The 18,857-nt window shown below is 34.9% G+C and carries 22 protein-coding genes; 19 read left to right on the forward strand and 3 right to left on the reverse strand.

Annotated elements, in window-relative coordinates; genetic code table 11:
* Positions 1 to 41 precede the first annotated feature (41 nt).
* The 4 genes from hflX to glnA all read left to right on the forward strand — a co-directional run bounded on the left by hflX (position 42) and on the right by glnA (position 4,537).
* Complete coding sequence (gene hflX, locus ACZDYH_RS04870; RefSeq protein ID WP_000391407.1) at positions 42 to 1,316, forward strand: GTPase HflX; 1,275 nt, start codon at positions 42 to 44, stop codon at positions 1,314 to 1,316.
* A complete protein-coding gene (locus tag ACZDYH_RS04875; RefSeq protein ID WP_000460304.1) occupies positions 1,309 to 2,580 on the forward strand; it encodes a methionine gamma-lyase family protein in 1,272 nt (423 codons plus the stop codon). The genes hflX and ACZDYH_RS04875 overlap by 8 nt, the downstream gene beginning before the upstream one ends.
* A 184-nt stretch (positions 2,581 to 2,764) precedes the next feature.
* On the forward strand, positions 2,765 to 3,154 hold the full coding sequence (glnR, locus tag ACZDYH_RS04880) for a transcriptional repressor GlnR (protein WP_000656783.1): 390 nt from the start codon (positions 2,765 to 2,767) through the stop codon (positions 3,152 to 3,154).
* 48 nt (positions 3,155 to 3,202) lie between these two features.
* Positions 3,203 to 4,537 (forward strand): type I glutamate--ammonia ligase, encoded by a 1,335-nt coding sequence (gene glnA / locus ACZDYH_RS04885; protein ID WP_000092763.1) that lies wholly within the window; start codon positions 3,203 to 3,205, stop codon positions 4,535 to 4,537.
* A gap of 336 nt (positions 4,538 to 4,873) precedes the next feature.
* Here glnA and ACZDYH_RS04890 read toward each other — a convergent pair whose 3' ends face one another.
* Positions 4,874 to 5,533 carry a LexA family protein gene (locus tag ACZDYH_RS04890; RefSeq protein WP_033692152.1) on the reverse strand — a complete coding sequence of 220 codons (660 nt, stop codon included), beginning with the start codon at positions 5,531 to 5,533 and terminating at the stop codon, positions 4,874 to 4,876.
* 202 nt (positions 5,534 to 5,735) lie between these two features.
* Here ACZDYH_RS04890 and ACZDYH_RS04895 point away from each other — a divergent pair, with 202 nt between their 5' ends.
* The 12 genes from ACZDYH_RS04895 to ACZDYH_RS04950 all read left to right on the forward strand — a co-directional run bounded on the left by ACZDYH_RS04895 (position 5,736) and on the right by ACZDYH_RS04950 (position 14,248).
* Complete coding sequence (locus tag ACZDYH_RS04895) at positions 5,736 to 5,948, forward strand: hypothetical protein (protein WP_000283431.1); 213 nt, start codon at positions 5,736 to 5,738, stop codon at positions 5,946 to 5,948.
* 202 nt (positions 5,949 to 6,150) lie between these two features.
* A complete protein-coding gene (locus tag ACZDYH_RS04900) occupies positions 6,151 to 6,909 on the forward strand; it encodes a phage regulatory protein (RefSeq protein ID WP_006920058.1) in 759 nt (252 codons plus the stop codon).
* Between the two features lie 11 nt (positions 6,910 to 6,920).
* Complete coding sequence (locus ACZDYH_RS04905; protein WP_001189065.1) at positions 6,921 to 7,115, forward strand: hypothetical protein; 195 nt, start codon at positions 6,921 to 6,923, stop codon at positions 7,113 to 7,115.
* A gap of 152 nt (positions 7,116 to 7,267) precedes the next feature.
* A complete protein-coding gene (locus ACZDYH_RS04910) occupies positions 7,268 to 8,134 on the forward strand; it encodes a DnaD domain protein (RefSeq protein ID WP_088363552.1) in 867 nt (288 codons plus the stop codon).
* Positions 8,135 to 8,252: 118 nt separating this feature from the next.
* Complete coding sequence (locus tag ACZDYH_RS04915) at positions 8,253 to 8,639, forward strand: DUF1492 domain-containing protein (RefSeq protein WP_000464425.1); 387 nt, start codon at positions 8,253 to 8,255, stop codon at positions 8,637 to 8,639.
* A gap of 238 nt (positions 8,640 to 8,877) precedes the next feature.
* Entirely contained in the window at positions 8,878 to 9,864 is a 987-nt protein-coding gene (locus ACZDYH_RS04920; protein WP_033692154.1) for a lysozyme family protein, read from the forward strand.
* 118 nt (positions 9,865 to 9,982) lie between these two features.
* The gene (locus tag ACZDYH_RS04925) at positions 9,983 to 10,825 is read left to right on the forward strand and encodes a M23 family metallopeptidase (protein ID WP_088363553.1); all 843 of its coding nucleotides are present in this window, start codon (positions 9,983 to 9,985) and stop codon (positions 10,823 to 10,825) included.
* Positions 10,826 to 11,097: 272 nt separating this feature from the next.
* Positions 11,098 to 11,994 carry a peptidoglycan recognition protein family protein gene (locus ACZDYH_RS04930; protein ID WP_016123244.1) on the forward strand — a complete coding sequence of 299 codons (897 nt, stop codon included), beginning with the start codon at positions 11,098 to 11,100 and terminating at the stop codon, positions 11,992 to 11,994.
* A gap of 61 nt (positions 11,995 to 12,055) precedes the next feature.
* Positions 12,056 to 12,286, forward strand: coding sequence for a BhlA/UviB family holin-like peptide (locus tag ACZDYH_RS04935; protein ID WP_000392444.1), 231 nt, complete (start codon positions 12,056 to 12,058; stop codon positions 12,284 to 12,286).
* 299 nt (positions 12,287 to 12,585) lie between these two features.
* Positions 12,586 to 12,909: a PadR family transcriptional regulator gene (locus ACZDYH_RS04940; RefSeq protein ID WP_001102628.1), complete on the forward strand. Its 324-nt coding sequence runs from the start codon at positions 12,586 to 12,588 to the stop codon at positions 12,907 to 12,909.
* Positions 12,902 to 13,444 (forward strand): DUF1700 domain-containing protein, encoded by a 543-nt coding sequence (locus tag ACZDYH_RS04945; protein WP_000031384.1) that lies wholly within the window; start codon positions 12,902 to 12,904, stop codon positions 13,442 to 13,444. The genes ACZDYH_RS04940 and ACZDYH_RS04945 overlap by 8 nt, the downstream gene beginning before the upstream one ends.
* Positions 13,445 to 14,248 (forward strand): DUF4097 family beta strand repeat-containing protein, encoded by an 804-nt coding sequence (locus tag ACZDYH_RS04950; RefSeq protein WP_006920048.1) that lies wholly within the window; start codon positions 13,445 to 13,447, stop codon positions 14,246 to 14,248.
* A gap of 90 nt (positions 14,249 to 14,338) precedes the next feature.
* Here the strand turns inward: ACZDYH_RS04950 and lexA are convergent, their stop codons facing one another.
* Positions 14,339 to 14,959 carry a transcriptional repressor LexA gene (gene lexA / locus ACZDYH_RS04955; RefSeq protein WP_000413738.1) on the reverse strand — a complete coding sequence of 207 codons (621 nt, stop codon included), beginning with the start codon at positions 14,957 to 14,959 and terminating at the stop codon, positions 14,339 to 14,341.
* Between the two features lie 141 nt (positions 14,960 to 15,100).
* Between lexA and ACZDYH_RS04960 the strand changes: the two genes are divergently transcribed.
* Positions 15,101 to 15,757 (forward strand): YneB family resolvase-like protein, encoded by a 657-nt coding sequence (locus tag ACZDYH_RS04960; RefSeq protein WP_000991469.1) that lies wholly within the window; start codon positions 15,101 to 15,103, stop codon positions 15,755 to 15,757.
* A gap of 45 nt (positions 15,758 to 15,802) precedes the next feature.
* The gene (locus tag ACZDYH_RS04965) at positions 15,803 to 16,042 is read left to right on the forward strand and encodes a DUF896 domain-containing protein (protein WP_000607016.1); all 240 of its coding nucleotides are present in this window, start codon (positions 15,803 to 15,805) and stop codon (positions 16,040 to 16,042) included.
* A gap of 39 nt (positions 16,043 to 16,081) precedes the next feature.
* On the opposite strand, the gene ACZDYH_RS04970 is transcribed toward ACZDYH_RS04965, so the two are convergent.
* A complete protein-coding gene (locus tag ACZDYH_RS04970) occupies positions 16,082 to 17,665 on the reverse strand; it encodes a bifunctional metallophosphatase/5'-nucleotidase (RefSeq protein WP_368970346.1) in 1,584 nt (527 codons plus the stop codon).
* Positions 17,666 to 17,850: 185 nt separating this feature from the next.
* On the opposite strand from ACZDYH_RS04970, the gene ACZDYH_RS04975 reads away from it, so the two are divergent.
* The gene (locus tag ACZDYH_RS04975) at positions 17,851 to 18,789 is read left to right on the forward strand and encodes a phosphate/phosphite/phosphonate ABC transporter substrate-binding protein (protein ID WP_000915065.1); all 939 of its coding nucleotides are present in this window, start codon (positions 17,851 to 17,853) and stop codon (positions 18,787 to 18,789) included.
* Positions 18,790 to 18,857: the final 68 nt, after the last annotated feature.

Genomic DNA, 18,857 nt, shown 5'->3' on the forward strand with positions numbered 1-18,857 from the left:
TAGAAGGTTTAAATTTCGAAAAGGATGAGTGAACATATTTGATGGAAGAAAAAGAAAAAGTCATATTAGTAGGCTGTCAATTGCCACAAGATGATGATGAAAAATTTATGCATTCCATGAAAGAGCTTGCATCACTAGCGAAGACTGCACGAGCAGAATTGTTAGTGTCAACAACGCAAAAACGACCAAAGTTTCATCCGGCAACTTACATAGGTAAAGGGAAATTAGAAGAGCTTACAATGTTAACTGAAGAATTAGAGCCGGATGTTATTGTATTTAATAATGAATTAACGCCGAGTCAAATTCGGAATTTATCCTCAGTATTAAATGCGAGAGTAATTGATCGAACGCAACTAATACTGGATATTTTTGCGCAACGTGCGAAGTCGAGGGAAGGTAAGCTTCAAGTAGAATTAGCTCAGTTGCAATATACAATGCCGCGTCTTATGGGGCAAGGATTGTCCTTATCGCGTCTTGGTGGTGGTATTGGAACGAGAGGACCAGGTGAGACGAAATTAGAGACGGATCGTCGTCATATTCGATCCCGTATTGATGAAATAAAGAAACAACTTGCAGTTGTTGTGGAACATCGAAAAAGATATCGTGAGAGAAGAAAAGATAATAAAGTATTTCAAGTTTCGTTAATAGGGTATACAAATGCAGGGAAATCGACACTGTTTAATAGATTAACGGAAGCTGATACGTTTGAAGAAAACCTTCTGTTTGCAACATTAGACCCAACGACGAGGAAGATGCCGTTACCTTCTGGTTATACAGTATTACTAACTGATACTGTTGGTTTTATACAAGATTTACCCACTTCATTAATCGCTGCTTTTCGTTCGACACTAGAAGAAGCGGGGGAAGCAGATGTCATTTTACATGTAGTTGATTCCGCGGATCCTAACTACATAGGGCATGAAAAAACAGTAAAACGATTATTATCAGAACTTGAAATTAACCATATTCCTATTATTACGTTATATAATAAAAAAGATGAATTACATCAAAACTTTATTCCGTTTCCGAAAAGTGATTTCTTAATGACTAGTGCTTTTGAAGAAAGTGATTTATTGCGTATAAAAGAAGCGATAGAAACGAAGATGAAGAAAGAAATGGATTGTTATCGAGTGGAAATCCCTCCGAGTGAAGGTAAGTTGTTAACGCTTTTAAAGACGGAAACTCTATTAGCAAAGATGGAGTTTCTAGAAGATAAATTTGTATATGATTGTGCAGGGTATATTTTTACTCATTCATCGCTTAATGTGCAATTAAAGAGATTTTTAGTGGAAGAAGGAGAAAATAAAAATGTTTGATCGTTTGAAAAATGGAGAAAAAATTGCTCCAATTGTAAAAGAAGTAGAGAGTCAGATTACAGAAGTACATAAACGTGCGGATGAAGTGATTGAAAGCAATCAGTTTCGTGTATTAGAAAGTTTTCGGAAACATAAAATTAGTGACTCGCATTTTATCCCGACAACAGGTTATGGTTATGATGATATTGGCCGTGATACGTTAGAAAAAGTGTATGCTGATGTATTTGGGGCGGAAGCTGGACTTGTTCGTCCGCAAATTATTTCAGGTACTCACGCTATTTCTACAGCGTTATTTGGTATTTTACGCCCGGGAGATGAGTTATTGTATATCACTGGGAAACCGTATGATACGTTAGAGGAAATTGTTGGTGTACGTGGGAAAGGTGTAGGTTCATTTAAAGAATATAATATCGGTTACAATGCAGTTCCGCTAACTAGTGCTGGGCTTGTTGATTTTGAGGCTGTTGCAGCGGCGATTCATAATAATACGAAAATGATCGGTATTCAGCGTTCGAAAGGTTATGCTACTCGTCCATCGTTTACTATTTCTCAAATTAAAGAGATGATCGCGTTTGTTAAAGAAATTAAACCTGATGTTGTTGTGTTTGTAGATAACTGTTATGGCGAGTTTATTGAAGAGCAAGAGCCATGTCATGTTGGTGCAGATTTAATGGCGGGTTCGCTTATTAAAAACCCGGGCGGCGGAATTGTTAAAACTGGTGGTTATATTGTCGGGAAAGAACAGTATGTTGAAGCGTGTGCATATCGTTTAACGTCTCCGGGAATTGGTGCGGAAGCTGGAGCGTCTTTATACAGTCTGCAAGAAATGTATCAAGGGTTCTTCTTAGCGCCACATGTTGCAGGACAAGCGCTGAAAGGTGCAATTTTTACAGCTGCGTTTTTAGAAAAGTTAGGAATGAACACGTCACCAGCGTGGAATGCGCCAAGAACAGACTTAATTCAATCGGTTCAATTTGATGATAAAGACCGTATGATTGCCTTCTGCCAAGCGATTCAATATGCATCTCCAATTAATTCGCATTTTACTCCGTATGCAAACTATATGCCAGGTTATGAAGATGATGTAATCATGGCGGCGGGAACGTTTATTCAAGGTGCAAGTATTGAATTGTCTGCTGATGGTCCAATTAGACCACCGTATGTTGCGTATGTGCAAGGTGGCTTAACGTATTCGCATGTTAAAATTGCGATTTGTTCTGCGATTGACGAATTGATTGAAAAGAATTTATTAATAATTTCTTAATGGGAAGCTGTCGATTTTGGCAGCTTTTTTCGTATAAAAGTAATGATTTATGCGATTAGAAAAAAGAATGAAAAAATTCATAAAAAAATTATAAAAAATCATGTAAGAAAAGCTAACATCTATTGACACTAAACATAACATGGTATAAAATGAGAAGCAGTTAAGGCGAAGGAGGAACTGAAAAATGAAAGAAGATAGACGTTCTGCCCCGCTGTTTCCTATTGGTATTGTTATGGATTTAACACAATTGTCTGCACGTCAAATTCGCTACTATGAAGAGCATAATCTTGTTTCTCCAACCCGTACAAAGGGGAATCGTAGATTATTTTCATTTAACGATGTAGATAAGTTGTTAGAAATTAAAGATTTGTTAGATCAAGGCCTGAATATGGCTGGTATTAAACAAGTGTTACTAATGAAAGAAAATCAAACAGAAGCAGTGAAAGTAAAAGAAGAAACGAAAGAAATTTCAAAAACTGAGCTTCGCAAAATACTTCGAGATGAACTACAACATACAGGTAGATTCAATCGAACTTCATTGCGACAAGGTGACATTTCAAGATTTTTTCACTAAAGATAACTGATTCTGAAGGCGATTAGAGGGACTAAGGAGGAATTTATAATGTCTAGATACACAAAAGAAGATATTTTCCGTTTGGCGAAAGAAGAGAATGTAAAGTATATCCGTTTACAATTTACGGACCTTTTAGGGGTAATTAAAAACGTAGAGATTCCAGTGAGACAATTAACGAAAGCTCTTGATAACAAAATGATGTTTGATGGATCTTCGATTGAAGGTTTCGTACGTATTGAAGAGTCTGATATGTATTTATATCCTGATTTAGACACTTGGGTAATTTTCCCTTGGACAGCTGAAAAAGGTAAAGTAGCTCGACTAATCTGTGATATTTACAATGCAGATGGCACTCCATTTGATGGAGACCCACGTAACAACTTAAAACGTGTGTTAAAAGAAATGGAAGCTTTAGGATTTTCAGACTTCAATCTTGGACCAGAGCCAGAATTCTTCCTATTTAAGGTTGATGAAAAAGGAAATCCAACATTAGAACTAAACGATAACGGTGGATACTTCGACCTTGCGCCGATGGATCTAGGGGAAAACTGTCGTCGTGATATCGTTCTTGAACTTGAAGAAATGGGATTTGAAATTGAAGCATCTCACCATGAGGTTGCTCCAGGACAGCACGAAATTGACTTTAAATATGCAAATGCAATTCGCTCATGTGATGACATTCAAACATTCAAACTTGTTGTAAAAACAATTGCTCGTAAACATGGTTTACACGCAACGTTTATGCCAAAACCACTATACGGTGTGAACGGTTCAGGTATGCACTGTAACTTATCATTATTTAAAAATGGTGAGAACGTATTCTTTGATGCAAACGGTGACTTACAATTAAGTGATGATGCTCGTCACTTCATCGCAGGTATTTTAAAACATGCACCAGCATTTACAGCGATAGCAAACCCAACTGTAAACTCATATAAACGTCTAGTACCTGGATATGAAGCGCCTTGTTACGTAGCATGGTCTGCACAAAACCGTAGTCCGTTAGTACGTATCCCTGCATCTCGTGGTATTAGTACACGCGTAGAAGTGCGTAGTGTTGACCCAGCTGCAAACCCATATTTAGTAATGGCTACATTATTAGCTGCAGGTCTTGATGGAATTAAAAACAAATTAACTCCACCAGCAGCAGTAGATCGTAACATCTATGTAATGACAAAAGAAGAGCGCGAAGAAGCAGGTATCGTTGACTTACCAGCAACATTAGCGCAAGCATTAGTTACATTACAATCTAATGAAGTAGTATGCGGTGCACTAGGAGAACACTTACTTGAGCACTTCATCGAAGCGAAAGAGATTGAGTGGGATATCTTTAGAACACAAGTTCACCAATGGGAACGCGATCAATATATGTCTCTATACTAAGAGGCTTGAACCCTTGATACAACTCGTATCAAGGGTTTTTTAATTCCCTATTATTACAATTTTATGTGGTTGCAAAATGAAAAATAGCCACATAAAAGCCAATAATTAATAACAAGTAGTGATATCATAGAAAAACATTATCAGATAAACGTAAGTTTTATATAATTTATGAACTAAAAAAGCCTTGATACTACGGTATCAGGGCTTTTTTAGTGAAGTTATTGGATATATTAACTACTAGATAATGGATTGTTTTTGGTTATTTTAAATCATGTTACTAAGAAAATCTTTTCAAAAGAATTGATTTTATCTTTTTTAAATCACTTGTGCTATAACTTAATAATTCTTTACTGCCTGTACAACGCGACCAATTATTTTTACATCTTCAGCTGAAAGGTCGTAAGTTTTTGGTTCGTGGATAGGGTCATTACTCAATGGTATTAAAGTAATGATGCTTCCGGATTTTGAAATCTTTTTCACGGTAGCATCATAACCATTGACTTTTACAACAGCAATTTGTCCGTTTTCAACATAAGGAGTTTCCTCTACTAAAACATAAGAACCATCAGGGAATTCGAGATTCATGCTAGTGCCTTTTACAGTAAGATAAAAATACTTTTTACGTTTGTTTAAAAATGTACTCAGCATGGGTAAATAGCCTTCGATATTTTCTTCAGCGAATATTGGTGTACCAGCTGCTACAGAACCAATGATAGGAATATGAAGAATGTTTGATTGATCGTTTTGGATGGTTTCATAAATAGAAACTTCTTCTTTAACAGTATTGTCCTCTTGAGTTGCGAGTCTTTCTAAATCATCAGTAGTAATTCCTAATCCCTTACAAACTTTTATGACATTATCAACAGACGCTTTACCAATCCCTCTTGATAACATGGATTGCAGTGTTGTGGGGGGGAGACCTATTTTTTCGGCGAAGGCTCTTTTGCTATAGCCAGCTTCTTTTATTAAGCGTGTTACAACCTCTGCTTTTTTCATTACTTTCACCATCTTTCTTATTAAAATGTATACGATATTGCGTATTTCTGTATATATCATAACCTAACTAAAATTGTTAGTAAATAGAAAAATATACGAAATTGAGTATTTAAATACGTTTTTTTGTTGACTAAATACGAAACTGAGTTTATATTTAAATGGAAATGAACGCAATATCGTACAAAAAACAGGTGGTGAGTCAATGTATCCGAATTTGCGTGCAGAGATGGCGAGAAAAAGAATTATGATTACACAAATTTCTTCGCATCTGAAACTTCGCCACGCAACAGTGAGCGACAAAATAAATGGTAAATTTCGTTTTTATTATGATGAAGCTTTTGAAATTAAGAAAACTTTTTTTCCAGAACATAGTTTGGAATATCTTTTTGAATTTGAAGAAAATGAAGCGAATTGAAATCGGAGGAAATTTACTTAAAATGTAACCCTATAATCGAATTATTGAATGATGATTTAATAAGAGGGTTCATATCAAAGTATTTAATTTAAATTCCGATAACTAGTTAATTTGTAAAAAGAAAGTAAAGAATTATGCGTAGTGCGAAATTATCTCAATGCAATAAAGATAGTCCAAAATTAGTAGTGAGGAGGAGATGAGGATGGGGCAATTAATTGACTCATCAGTACATAGTTCATTAGTATTTGAAGTTAATGGCAAAGTAGTAACGGATAGTTTGATAATTGCGAAGATATTCAAAAAAAATCACTTCGACGTTTTGAAGGAAGTTCGAAAACAAATTGTATATGTAGGTGAAGAGTTTGGAGGAGAAAATTTTCACGAGTCCACTTATTTTAATTCAAAGAATAGGCGAATCCCTAAATATGATTTAACAGAAGAAGCATTCACGTTACTTGTTATGGGATATACCAGTAGAGAAGCGGTTGGAATGAAAATCAAATTTATGAAAGAGTTCAAACGAATGAAGCAATATATACAAAATCAACAAAATGTGCCAAAGGATCCAATGGGGGTTTTAAAGTTAACATTTGCTGCGTTAGAAGGACATACTCAGGAGATACAAGAGATAAAGTCTGAGGTGAAGGGTTTGCGAGAAAATACGCCGCTTTATGCTATCGAGTGTGAAGAGATAACAAGGGCTGTAAAAAGGTTAGGTGTTATGTTATTGGGAGGTAAAAATTCAAATTCTTATCAGGATATCGGTCTTAGAAGGAAGTTATATAGAGATATTTATAGTCAGTTACATCGGGAATTTGGTGTGAATAGTTATAAAGCTATTAAACGTTATCATTTGGATAGAGCAATACAAATGATTAATGAAGAATATTCAATTCCAACTGTTTTAAATGAAGAAATTACAGTTAAAAACTCACAAATAAATATGGCAGACATTCAGTAGGAGGAAAGAACATGCAAAGAAAGATTTTAGTAATTACTAGCAGTTTAGCAGGGTTACCAACTGTCAGTGAATTTAAAACAAAAGAAGATGCAAAAGAGCAGGTTAGAAAGCTTATTCAAAAAGGAATGAGTCAAAATGTGATTCGTATAACACAAGAAATTCCAATGAATATCGAAATCCAAGTGGATGTTGAACTTGAGGAATAAGAGAGGTTTAGAAGAAAATAGATATGGATAGCATGATTGTTTTGAATGAATGCATAAGAAAAGAATCCGTTGCAGCGGATTCTATAAGAAAAAATATCTCTAGATAAGTATAACATTGAATACCGTTTTTGAGAATTGATGAGGTGGCTAGTATGGGGATTATTCGAGTGAAAAAAGATAGTAATTATTCCGTTATAAATAATACTGGTTTAAAAGATGAAAGGTTGTCATGGAAAGCGAAAGGAATCTTAGCCTATGCGCTTACATTACCAGACGATTGGACTTTTCATATTAGCGAATTAGCTCGACATGCTAAGGATGGAGAAGATTCGCTCCGTACAGGTTTTAAGGAATTAAAAGAATTAGGTTATGTAAAACGTTATCCTATTCGTGATGGGAATACGAAAAAAATTACAAGGTGGGATACGGAAATTTACGAAACGCCACAAAGGAACATGCCACAAATGGAAAACCAAGATGTGGTAAAGCCATATGAGGAAAATCAGAAACTACTAAATACTAATAGACTAAATACTAATAAACGAAATAATAATGATGATATGGATAAATTAGAATCTCGTGTATTCATCAATGAGAGGGTTAAAGTAAGTTGTAACTTTATTAAGGGGATGGGCATTCCGTTAAGTGAAATTGCAATTGCAGAGTTGGGGAGTTTTTGTAATTTGTTTAGTGGGGAGTTAATTCAGCATGCAATTAATAAAGCCGTTGATGAGAATGCGCCAAGATGGAACTACATTAAGGCTATATTGAGGAATTGGAAGGAGCAAGAAGTTAAAACATTAGTTGATGTGGCCATACTAGATAGACGTTTCGAAATGAGCAAGAAAAAGAAATATAACGGGACAGGTAGGAAGTATTCAAATAGAAAAGAGATTGTACCCGATTGGTTATATAAAGATGATGAATCAACAAATCTAGAAGAGGAAAGAAAAACCGTGCAGTCTACTGATGAAGAGCGTGAGAGATTACAAGAAGTGTTAAATAAATATAGGTCATAAGAAAAAATGCTAGATGATTTACAAGTAATAAAGATTGAAAAGGCTAATAAGCATATTCATGCTATTAAATTAGTATTAAGAGACTTTGTAAAAAGAACGGAAGTGGGTGAATCAGTAAGTGTTCGAATGGCTCAAAGATTATAAGAAGTTAGAAGAAGAAATTGCTTATTTAGAATACAACTTAGATAAATCAAAAGCCGAATTGAAGCGTTGGATTAGCGGTGATTTGCAAAATGTAAGATTAACCGCTGAATCGGAAGGGGCTAAGGTAGAAGGGCGGATTGAAGCAATTGAATATGAATTAGCTCATAAAATGAATGAAGAGTATGATTTAAAGCTTTTGATTAATAAGTTTACAGGACTGGATCATCAAATACTTAAAATGAAATATGTTGATGGAATGACTTTAGAGCAAATTGCGTTTGAATTACATTATAGTACAGGCTATATACGCCGAAAACATGCTGAAATAAGGAAGATTGTCAAGTTTTTAGATGGATTTTAGTGTTACCTTTTTGTAGGATACATGTAGTGTACAGAAAGTATTGAAAAAGTGATTTATAGTAGTAATATAAGATTTCGACGAAAGAGCAACTATTTTTATGGTTGCTCTTTTTGTTGTGAAAGAAGGTGAGTAATATGAAGTGATTTGATGGATTAATAGGTCTTTAGCTTCTAGTTATATTTAGTAAAGTAGTAGTTTTACAGGCGAAAATAATAGAAAAATGAGGAGATGTTTAATGATGAGTTTATTAGCTGCTTCAGTCAAAACAAAGAATTTGCCACAACAGGTATTACGTTGGCAATCAATGGTAGAAAGCGAATGTTCTGCACAAGGTGTACCTGAGTTAGTTCCTTACGTGCTTGGAATTATTATGGTGGAAAGTGGAGGGAATTCTGAAACGACACCTGATATTATGCAGTCTAGTGAATCACAAGGATGGGCAATGAATACAATTAAAAACCCGAAAGATTCAATTTATTACGGAGTGAAGCATTTAAAGGGTGCTTTTGATGATGCGAAGAAAAATGGCATTACAGATTTAAGTGCCATTGTTCAATCGTATAATTTTGGACGAGCTTACCTTCGCTGGTTAGCTTCTAACAATAAACAGCATTCATTACCGGTGGCAGATCTGTATTCTAAAACGGTTGTTGCGCCATCACTTGGAAATACGACCGGTGCTATGGTGAAATATAGTAACCCTATCGCTGTTGCCTACAATGGTGGTTATCGATATAAAAACGGGGGGAATTTCTTCTACTCTGAAATTGTTAAACAATATGTAGATTTTGATGGAGGAACTGGTGGCGGTGACAATAAGCCGTTACAACCAAAAGGACTGGGAATTGCAACGTCTAAATACCCAGAAGGATGGGGCATCAATTTATATAGTGGTCCTGGAAAAGATGCTTGGTTTACAGGTCATGTCATTAATACAAAAATGCCATATTTAATTATAGATGCTGCTTGGTATGGCGGGAATGAAAATATGCTTTGCTTAGGTTGGGAAGCCTGGGCAAAAGAAGAACACTTTGAAGTGCAGTGGTTCCACGCTTACTCAAAATATCCAGCAGGTTATGGTATTAACACATATGATGGTCCAAATGGAAATTATAAAGGAAATGTGGATGGATCTTATCCATATGGTGTTTTTGCGAGAAAAGATGGTTACATTGATATTGGACAAAACACATGGGTAAAAGAAGAACATTTTAATGTAAGGTAATAACAAAGTTTTTTATTATTTGATTTTAAATTATAAATTTTAATATATAGAAAAAATATAAAAGGGTGCTTTTTTAAGTGCCTTTTTATATTACGTATGAATAGAAAGGAAGATTATTATGGCAAAATTTATTTATCCAACAGATACAACGAGAGTAACAAGTGGATTTCGGGGGAGCAGACCAGATCATCATGGGATAGATCTTGCTGAATCGGGCTATCATCCAATTTATGCAGCAGCTAGCGGACGAGTTAGTCGTTCTTATATTTCATCCAGTTATGGTGAATGTATTATGATTGTGCACACTATTGATGGGGTTACATGGGAAACAGTATATGCCCATATGCGTAGCGGTTCTCGAACAGTAAAAGAAGGTGATTATGTTACACAAGGACAAACTATTGGGGTTATGGGGAACACAGGGGATTCTAGTGGTCAACACTTGCATTTTGAATTGCATAAAGGGTCTTGGAACATCAATAAGAGTAATGCTGTGAATCCATTAGACTACTTAGGAAAAGGAGACGGTGGTGGTACAACTGAACCTTCTGATAAACCGCTACAACCAAAAGGGCTGGGAATTGCAACGTCTAAATACCCAGAAGGATGGGGCATCAATTTATATAGTGGTCCTGGAAAAGATGCTTGGTTTACAGGTCATGTCATTAATACAAAAATGCCATATTTAATTATAGATGCTGCTTGGTATGGCGGGAATGAAAATATGTTATGTCTAGGTTGGGAAGCCTGGGCAAAAGAAGAACACTTTGAAGTGCAGTGGTTCTATGCTTACTCAAAATATCCAGCAGGTTATGGTATTAACACATATGATGGTCCAAATGGAAATTATAAAGGAAATGTGGATGGATCTTATCCATATGGTGTTTTTGCGAGAAAAGATGGTTACATTGATATTGGACAAAACACATGGGTAAAAGAAGAGCATTTTAATGTAAGATAATATCTTTAAATCAGCATGTATTAAGTAGGATGAAAAAACTTGTTATCATACCTCTTGAGATGAGAGTAATATCTGTAAAATGCTGGGCGGAATATAGAGTGCGATTTTTGAAAGAGCAACTGATGTAAAAAGTTGCTCTTTTTCTTTTTTTGAATGTGAGGACCATAACCCATTATATAGAATATGGCCTGTCTGAGGATTTAGTTTCTAGATGTACTTAATAATTCAGTGGAATTTTAAATGATAAAAAATAAAAAAGGAGATAATCAGTAATGGAAATTAGAAAAAAATTAGTGGATCCAAGTAAATATGGTATAAAGTGTCCCAATACAATGACACCAGAATTCATCACAGTACATAATACGTACAATGATGCATCAGCAGAAAATGAGATATCGTATATGATTGGGAATAATAATTCAGTGTCGTTTCATGTTGCAGTAGATGACAAAGAAGCAGTACAAGGTATTCTGTTTGATCGTAATGCTTGGCATGCAGGTGATGGTAACGGAAATGGTAATCGTAAATCTATCGGAGTGGAAATTTGCTATTCTCTAAGCGGTGGGGATAGATATTACAAGGCGGAGGATAATGCAGCAATTGTTATTGCTCAGTTAATGAAACAATTCAATATACCGATTAGTAATGTACGTACACATAAATCGTGGAGTGGAAAGCATTGCCCACATCGAATGCTCGATGAAGGAAGAGTGGATCAATTCATTGAGAAGATAAACAAAGCATTTAATGAAGATAACAATAAACCACTACAACCAAAAGGGCTGGGAATTGCAACGTCTAAATACCCAGAAGGATGGGGCATCAATTTATATAGTGGTCCTGGAAAAGATGCTTGGTTCACAGGTCATGTCATTAATACAAAAATGCCATATTTAATTATAGATGCTGCTTGGTATGGTGGGAATGAAAATATGTTATGTCTAGGTTGGGAAGCGTGGGCGAAAGAAGAACACTTTGAAGTAGAGTGGTTCCATGCTTACTCAAAATATCCCGCAGGTTATGGCATTAACACATATGATGGTCCAAATGGAAATTATAAAGGAAATGTGGATGGATCTTATCCATATGGGATTTTTGCAAGAAAAGATGGTTATATCGATATTGGGCAAAACACATGGGTAAAAGAAGAACATTTTAATGTGAGATAAGGATATGAGAGTAGGATCACTCGTATGATTCTCTTTAATTTTTGAAAAGGAGATGAGAACGATGGAAGAACAAATCTTCAATTCAATGATTCAACAAGGAGCATTCGCAGCTTTATTTGTATGGATGCTGTTTACTACGCAAAAAAAGAATGAACAGCGCGAAGAACAATATCAAAAAGTTATTGAAAAAAATCAACAGGTCATTGAAGAACAAGCAAAAGCATTTAGTTCGTTGTCGAAGGATTTATCAGATGTTAAGCGAAAAATCTTGGGGAACGATGATGAGAAATAAAATATGGTATTAAAGTATTTGTCGCATATGCAGGTTCTCATTAGCTATAGTGAATAAGTTTGTGGTGGATTTTTCAAGAGGAAAGAGTGAATGAAGTCTAATATTAATGTAAATGAAATGAAACTTTGAATGCTGCTTAGTTATAACATAGTTTTATTCAGAATTTTGTTAGTTCATTTTCTAAATTTAGGGAATAAATATAGTTTAGTACCTTGCAATAAACAATACTAAGTGGTATATTATGGATAAAACAGGTACCGTGTATTGAACAGTACTAAGATAGGAAAGGAGGATGGCACTTGAACGTTCAATTTAAAAAAGGTGTGCTTGAACTTTGTGTATTAGCACTTGTAAAACGTAAAGATAGTTACGGTTATGAACTTGTTCAGCAAATTTCTAATAAATTTTTAATATCGGAAGGATCAGTATACCCTTTATTACGTCGTTTGACGAAAGAAGGGTATTTTCAAACGTATTTAAAGGAATCTACGGAAGGGCCACCTCGTAAATATTATCAATTAACAGAGCAAGGGGAGACGCAATTTCATTTGTTAGTAACAGAATGGCGTGATTTTGCGAAAGGGGTACAAGAAATTATTGAAGGGGTGGAATGGGATGAGTAAAGAAGGGTTTCTTAAAGAATTATCAAGTTATCTTAGAAAGTTACCAGAGGAAGAGAGGCAAGATATTTTATTGGATTATGAAGAGCACTTTCAGTTTGGACTAGAAGAGGGGAAAACTGAATCGGAAATAATACAGGGCCTTGGTTCTCCGAAAGTAATCGCGAAAGAATTACTTGCGATGTATCGCTTCGATGAAATGAAAAAAAATCCATCGACTTCAAATGTGACAAGAGCTGTTATGGCAGCGATTGGACTTAGTTTGTTTAATTTTATTATTGTGTTAGGCCCGTTAGTCGCAATTATTGCTTTTATATTTTCTTTTTGGATCGGTGGTATTGCTAGTGTAGTAACACCACTTTTCGTTATTGGAAAAGTATTTATGGGTACTTTTATATGGTTGGATCTTTTCGTTAGTATAACGTTTGTTGGAGTAGGTTTATTGTTATGTATTATCGCTTTTTATAGTACAAAGTGGTTTAAGAGATTGTGTGTACGATATGTAATATGGAACTTCAAAATGATAAAAGGAGAGTAAATGATGAAAAAACTATTTTTAATCGCTATCGCTTGTATCGTTATTGGAGTAATAGGAATTTCCCAAACATATGAAAAAGCAGTACAAACTGCTGAAAAAGGCGATAAAGAAAATGTAATTAAAAACAAAACATTAAAAAATATAGAAGTTAAGTTAGATGCCGGGGATATTATTGTTCAAAAATCTCCTGACTCTTCTTTTTATGTAAAGCAATCGGGAGATGTACGTAAACAAGAGATTCGTATCGCAGAAGATGGTGACACATTAAAAATTATTGGGGAAAGAGAAAAAGGTGCTTCATTTGATTTTTCTTTTTACGATTTTAGGTTTCAAACGTCTAAATTGACTCTACTTGTGCCCGAACGCTCTTACCAAGATGTAAAAGTAAATTCATCTGCTGGACAAATCGAAATGAGTGATGTGAAAAGTGATAGCGTAAGTGTTAGAACACTTGCTGGAGAAGTAGAGTTGAAACAAGTAACGGCTAAGAATGTGGAGGGATCGACAAAAGCTGGTGAGGTGAACTTTAAGAAGGTATTAGGGAAAGTGACCGCAAAAACAACAAGTGGGGAAATAAATATTCAAGATCATGATTCTAAATATAATCTAGAAGCAAGTTCAACTGCGGGAGATATAGATATTACTTTATCGGAAAAACCACAAGATGCGGTAATTACTGGGCAAAGTGCTGCGGGAGATGTAACGATTTTTAATGAAGAAAATAAAAATGTAACAATTGGAAATGGTAGTAAAAAGATTAGCGGTAAAACGGCTGCGGGAGATGTGACGATTGAAACTCGTTAATAAGAAATAGAATGCATGGAAATCTATCAAAATACAAAAAGAAGATAATTACCGTATATAAATAAGGTAATTATCTTCTTTTTGTTATTTTTAATGTAAATCACGATATACGCCAATTACTTTCCCGATAACTGACACTTGTTTTAAAATGATAGGTTCTAATGAAGAGTTTTCTGGTTGTAGACGGAAATGGTCTTTTTCTTTATAGAAACGTTTAACTGTTGCTTCGTTATCCTCTGTTAAAGCGACTACAATTTCACCATTATATGCAGACTGCTGTTGGCGAACAACAACTAAATCTCCATCGAAAATACCAGCTTCAATCATACTATCTCCAGAAATACGTAACATGAACACTTGGTCTGCTCCAGCAACAATACTAGCTGGAAGTGGGAAATGTTCTTCTACGCTTTCGACCGCTGTAATTGGTAAACCAGCAGTGACTTTTCCGACAATTGGAACTTGAATAACAGATTGTGTTTCCGTATCCATTCGGTCTTCACCTAAAATTTCAATGGCACGTGGTTTTGTTGGATCGCGTCGAATGTATCCTTTTTCTTCTAATCGTGATAAATGTCCGTGCACTGTAGAACTAGAAGCGAGGCCGACTGCTTGACCAATTTCACGTACGGAAGGTGGATATCCTTTTTCTTGTACTTTTAGCTTAATAAAGTCGAGAATGTCTTGCTGGCGTTTCGTTAACTTTTCCATGTTTTCTAACACCTCGTTTTCTTTCATTTTTCTTATTAATAAGTATAACATGTGAAAAAACATTCTACAAACATAAGTTCGAACAAATGGCGGATTTATGTTACACTATAGGGAAATAATAGGGAGAAAGAGGGGTTCAAAATGAATGCAATTATTTATGCACGTGTGAGTACAACGAAAGAAGCGCAAGAAACATCATTATTACGTCAAAAAGATGAATTATTGCATTTAGCTGAGCGCTATCAAATGAATGTTACTAAGGTGATTGAAGAGCAGGCTAGTGGATATACAATTGAACGTGACGGTATATTAGAGGTGTTGGATACAATTCGAGACGAACAAATTGATGTGTTACTTATACAAGATGAAACGCGTCTTGGTAGAGGAAATGCGAAGATCGCGTTAATGCATTGTTTACATAAAGAAGGCATAAAAGTATATACGCATACACATAATGGTGAATTACAATTGTCGGATTCTGATTCAATGGTATTAGATATTATTGGTATTGTTGAAGAATATCAAAGAAAGATTCATAATTTGAAAATTAAACGAGGTATGCAACGTGCAGTAGAAAAAGGTTATCGTCCAGAAAAAAATTTAAAAAATCGTCATTTAAGTGTAGGAAGAGAGAAAAAAGAAGTGCCAATTGAGGAAATTGTACGTTTGCGAAAAAGTGAACTCACGTTTGAAGAAATTGCAGCAACATTACGTGGATTTGGTCATAATGTTTCAAAGGCGACTGTACATCGTAGATATGTAGAGTATACGAAGCAATTACTTGATAAAGAAGAGTAACTATTGTATGATAATAATCAGTTTTGATTAGAAGGGGGATTCGAGATGATTAATCACGAACTCGTTGAACGCATTAACTTCTTAGCGAAAAAAGCAAAAGCTGAAGGTTTAACTGAAGAAGAGCAACGTGAGCGTCAATCGCTACGTGAACAATATTTAAAAGGATTTCGTCAAAATATGTTAAACGAACTTAAAGGTATTAAAGTTGTTAACGAAGAAGGTACAGATGTTACACCGACGAAATTAAAAGCTTTAAAAAAGCAAGATAATGCAAGATTAAATTAAAAGATGGGCGAAGCCCATCTTTTTTATATGTAAAAATCGTTATTTAATAACTTTCCAGTTGTTATTAACTGTTGCTTCTATCGTTTTATGTTCCAATATATAATTAGCGATAAGTTCAGACATATCTGTGGGGATATCTTTTACTACCGGTTTGTTTTGAAACATAAAGAAATTTCCCCCGCCACTTGCACGATAATTATTCATTACAACGTCATATTCTTCATTCATATTAAGAGGAGCACTGTTATGCTGTAAAGATTCTACTCTTTCACCAATTGGTTTTGAAATGTTTAATACGTATGAAATCCCTTCCCACATATCATAATTATAATGTTGTGGCTTTGGTTCTATGTAGGTAGGACTTACGGTGATGGATCCATCTGTTTTTAATGTGAAATAAGAAGCAGAGAGTTCAAGAGCATTTTTTATGTCCGCTCCAGTTAGTCTAATTACTTTTAATGTGTTCGGATAAATATAATTAGAAACGATGTCACGCATTGTTACATGTTCCGGGAAACCTGGAGATGTATTATGGAACAAACTTGTACAAGAAATTGATACATTAGCTATATCCATCTGTATTTTATTTATGAATTCGATAAAAGGATGATCATGCAAACGAGTTTGCATAGCATCTGAAATTTGCATATCCCCCTGAATGATTCCAATAGGTTGATCAAGCCACTTTTGTGTTTTCTCTTCGTAATCGGCTACCAATGAAAGTACATCTTGGTCAGCCTCAACTCCTTGTACAGATAATAATTCAGAAGAACTCTCTTTTTTAACCCATTTATGTTTTGTTTTTTCGAATGTTATTTTTACTTTTCCAACTGAGTTTCCATTACATCCGGTCTGTAAAATTGTTACACCGTTAGCCATTGTGTGAGCAATTTCCCGGTGCTGGTGGCCTGTTAATAAAATATCTATGTCTTCAATTTCATGGCACATTGCATATCCTTGGTTTTCTCCTGTTAAAACTTCAGTCGGTACCCCGGTTTGTAAATCTCGTTCAACTCCCCCGTGATACGCTACGACTAGTAAATCTGGTTTCTCATGTTTGCGAATGTAAGAAACCCACTTTTTCGTTGTTTCTAATGCATCTTCAAATTGTAAGTCTTTAATGTGATGGGGTTGTTCCCAATTGGTAATGTAGTGCGTTGTCACCCCTAAAATAGCAATTTTTATATTGGATTCAATCTGTTTGATTATATAAGGTTTTCCGAAATAAGGCTTCTTTATGTTTTTATCTAAAATGTTTGCTGATAGGTACGGGAAGTTCGCAGTAGTCACAGCGTTATTTAATATACCCATCCCGTAATTAAACTCATGATTGCCGATAATTGCAGCGTCATACTGTAAGTAATTCGCTAATAAGGACATTGGGTTTTTTTTGTTTTTTTCGTATGTAACATAATGATAAGTAAATGGTGTTCCTTGAATAAAGTCGCCATTATCAATTAAAAGAACGTTTGTATTTTGGGAACGTTCTTTTTTTATAAGAGTAGAAATTTTAGCTAAACCAAGTTCTGCTGGGGAGTTATCTTGGTAGTGAATAGGATAAACAGTGCCATGTATATCGCTTGTTAATAAGATGTTTAAAGTTACAGTTTGATTTTGTTCCAATATGACTCACCTTTTCTATTGTTATCTTCCAATTCATCATATCAAATATGTGAAGAGAATTTTAATGTGAGTGTATAGAATGTGTAAAGATTCTGTAAATAATCAATTATTTGTAAAAATATGTGATATATTTCTTCATGTTTATGAAAGGTTATTTTATAACAATGAAAAATGGAGGCATTAATATGTTGAAAAAAGTTTTTGCAATGAGCACAACAGTTGTACTAGCAGCGGGATTATTAAGTGGCTGTGGAACGAAGGAATCAAGTGCAAGTAAAAATGAAGATACGAAAAAAGGGTATGTACCGAAGACTTTAAATGTTCAATTTGTTCCTTCTCAAAATGCAGATACGTTAGAGGCGAAGGCAAAACCGCTTGAGAAGCTATTAAGTGATAAGTTAAATATTCCAGTAAAAGTTAGTATTTCAACGAACTACAATACAATTGTAGAAGCGATGGCATCTAAACAAGTAGATGTAGGATTTTTACCGCCAACAGCGTACGTATTAGCACATGAAAAGAAGGCTGCAAATGTAATTTTACAAGCACAACGTTTTGGAGTAGAGGATGAAACAGGAGCTCCTACAAAAGATTTAGTAGATTATTATAAATCTGAGTTTGTTGTTAAAAAAGACTCTAATATAAATAGTGTAAAAGATTTAAAAGGTAAAAAGATTGGTTATCAAGATGTAACATCATCAGCAGGGTATGTATGGCCTGCAGCTGTTCTATTAAAAGAGGGAATTGATCCGTTAAAAGATGTGAAACCTGTTACATTAAAAGGTCACGATCAGTCGCTTATTGCTCTTTTAAATGGTGACGTAGATGCAGCTGTTGTATTCCAAGATGCTCGTAATATTGTAAAAAAAGATTATCCGAATATATTCGAGCAAACGAAAATAGTGAAATTTACGGAGAAAATTCCAAACGATACGATTTCGGTACGTTCTGATTTAGATGAAGAGTGGAGCAAGAAATTACAGGATGCTTTCATTGAAATTGGAAAAAATGAGGAAGGTCACAAAATCATTAAAGAAGTATATTCACATGAAGGATATGTTAAATCTGATGATAGTAAATTTGACATCGTTCGTGAATATGGGAAGAAAGTAAAAACGCAATAATACATATGGAAATGGCAGCTAGCTGAAAGGGAATGTTTTCAGTTAGTTTGCCGTTTTGAATACATAGA

It is taken from the genome of Bacillus sp. EB V-12, assembly GCF_056158125.1.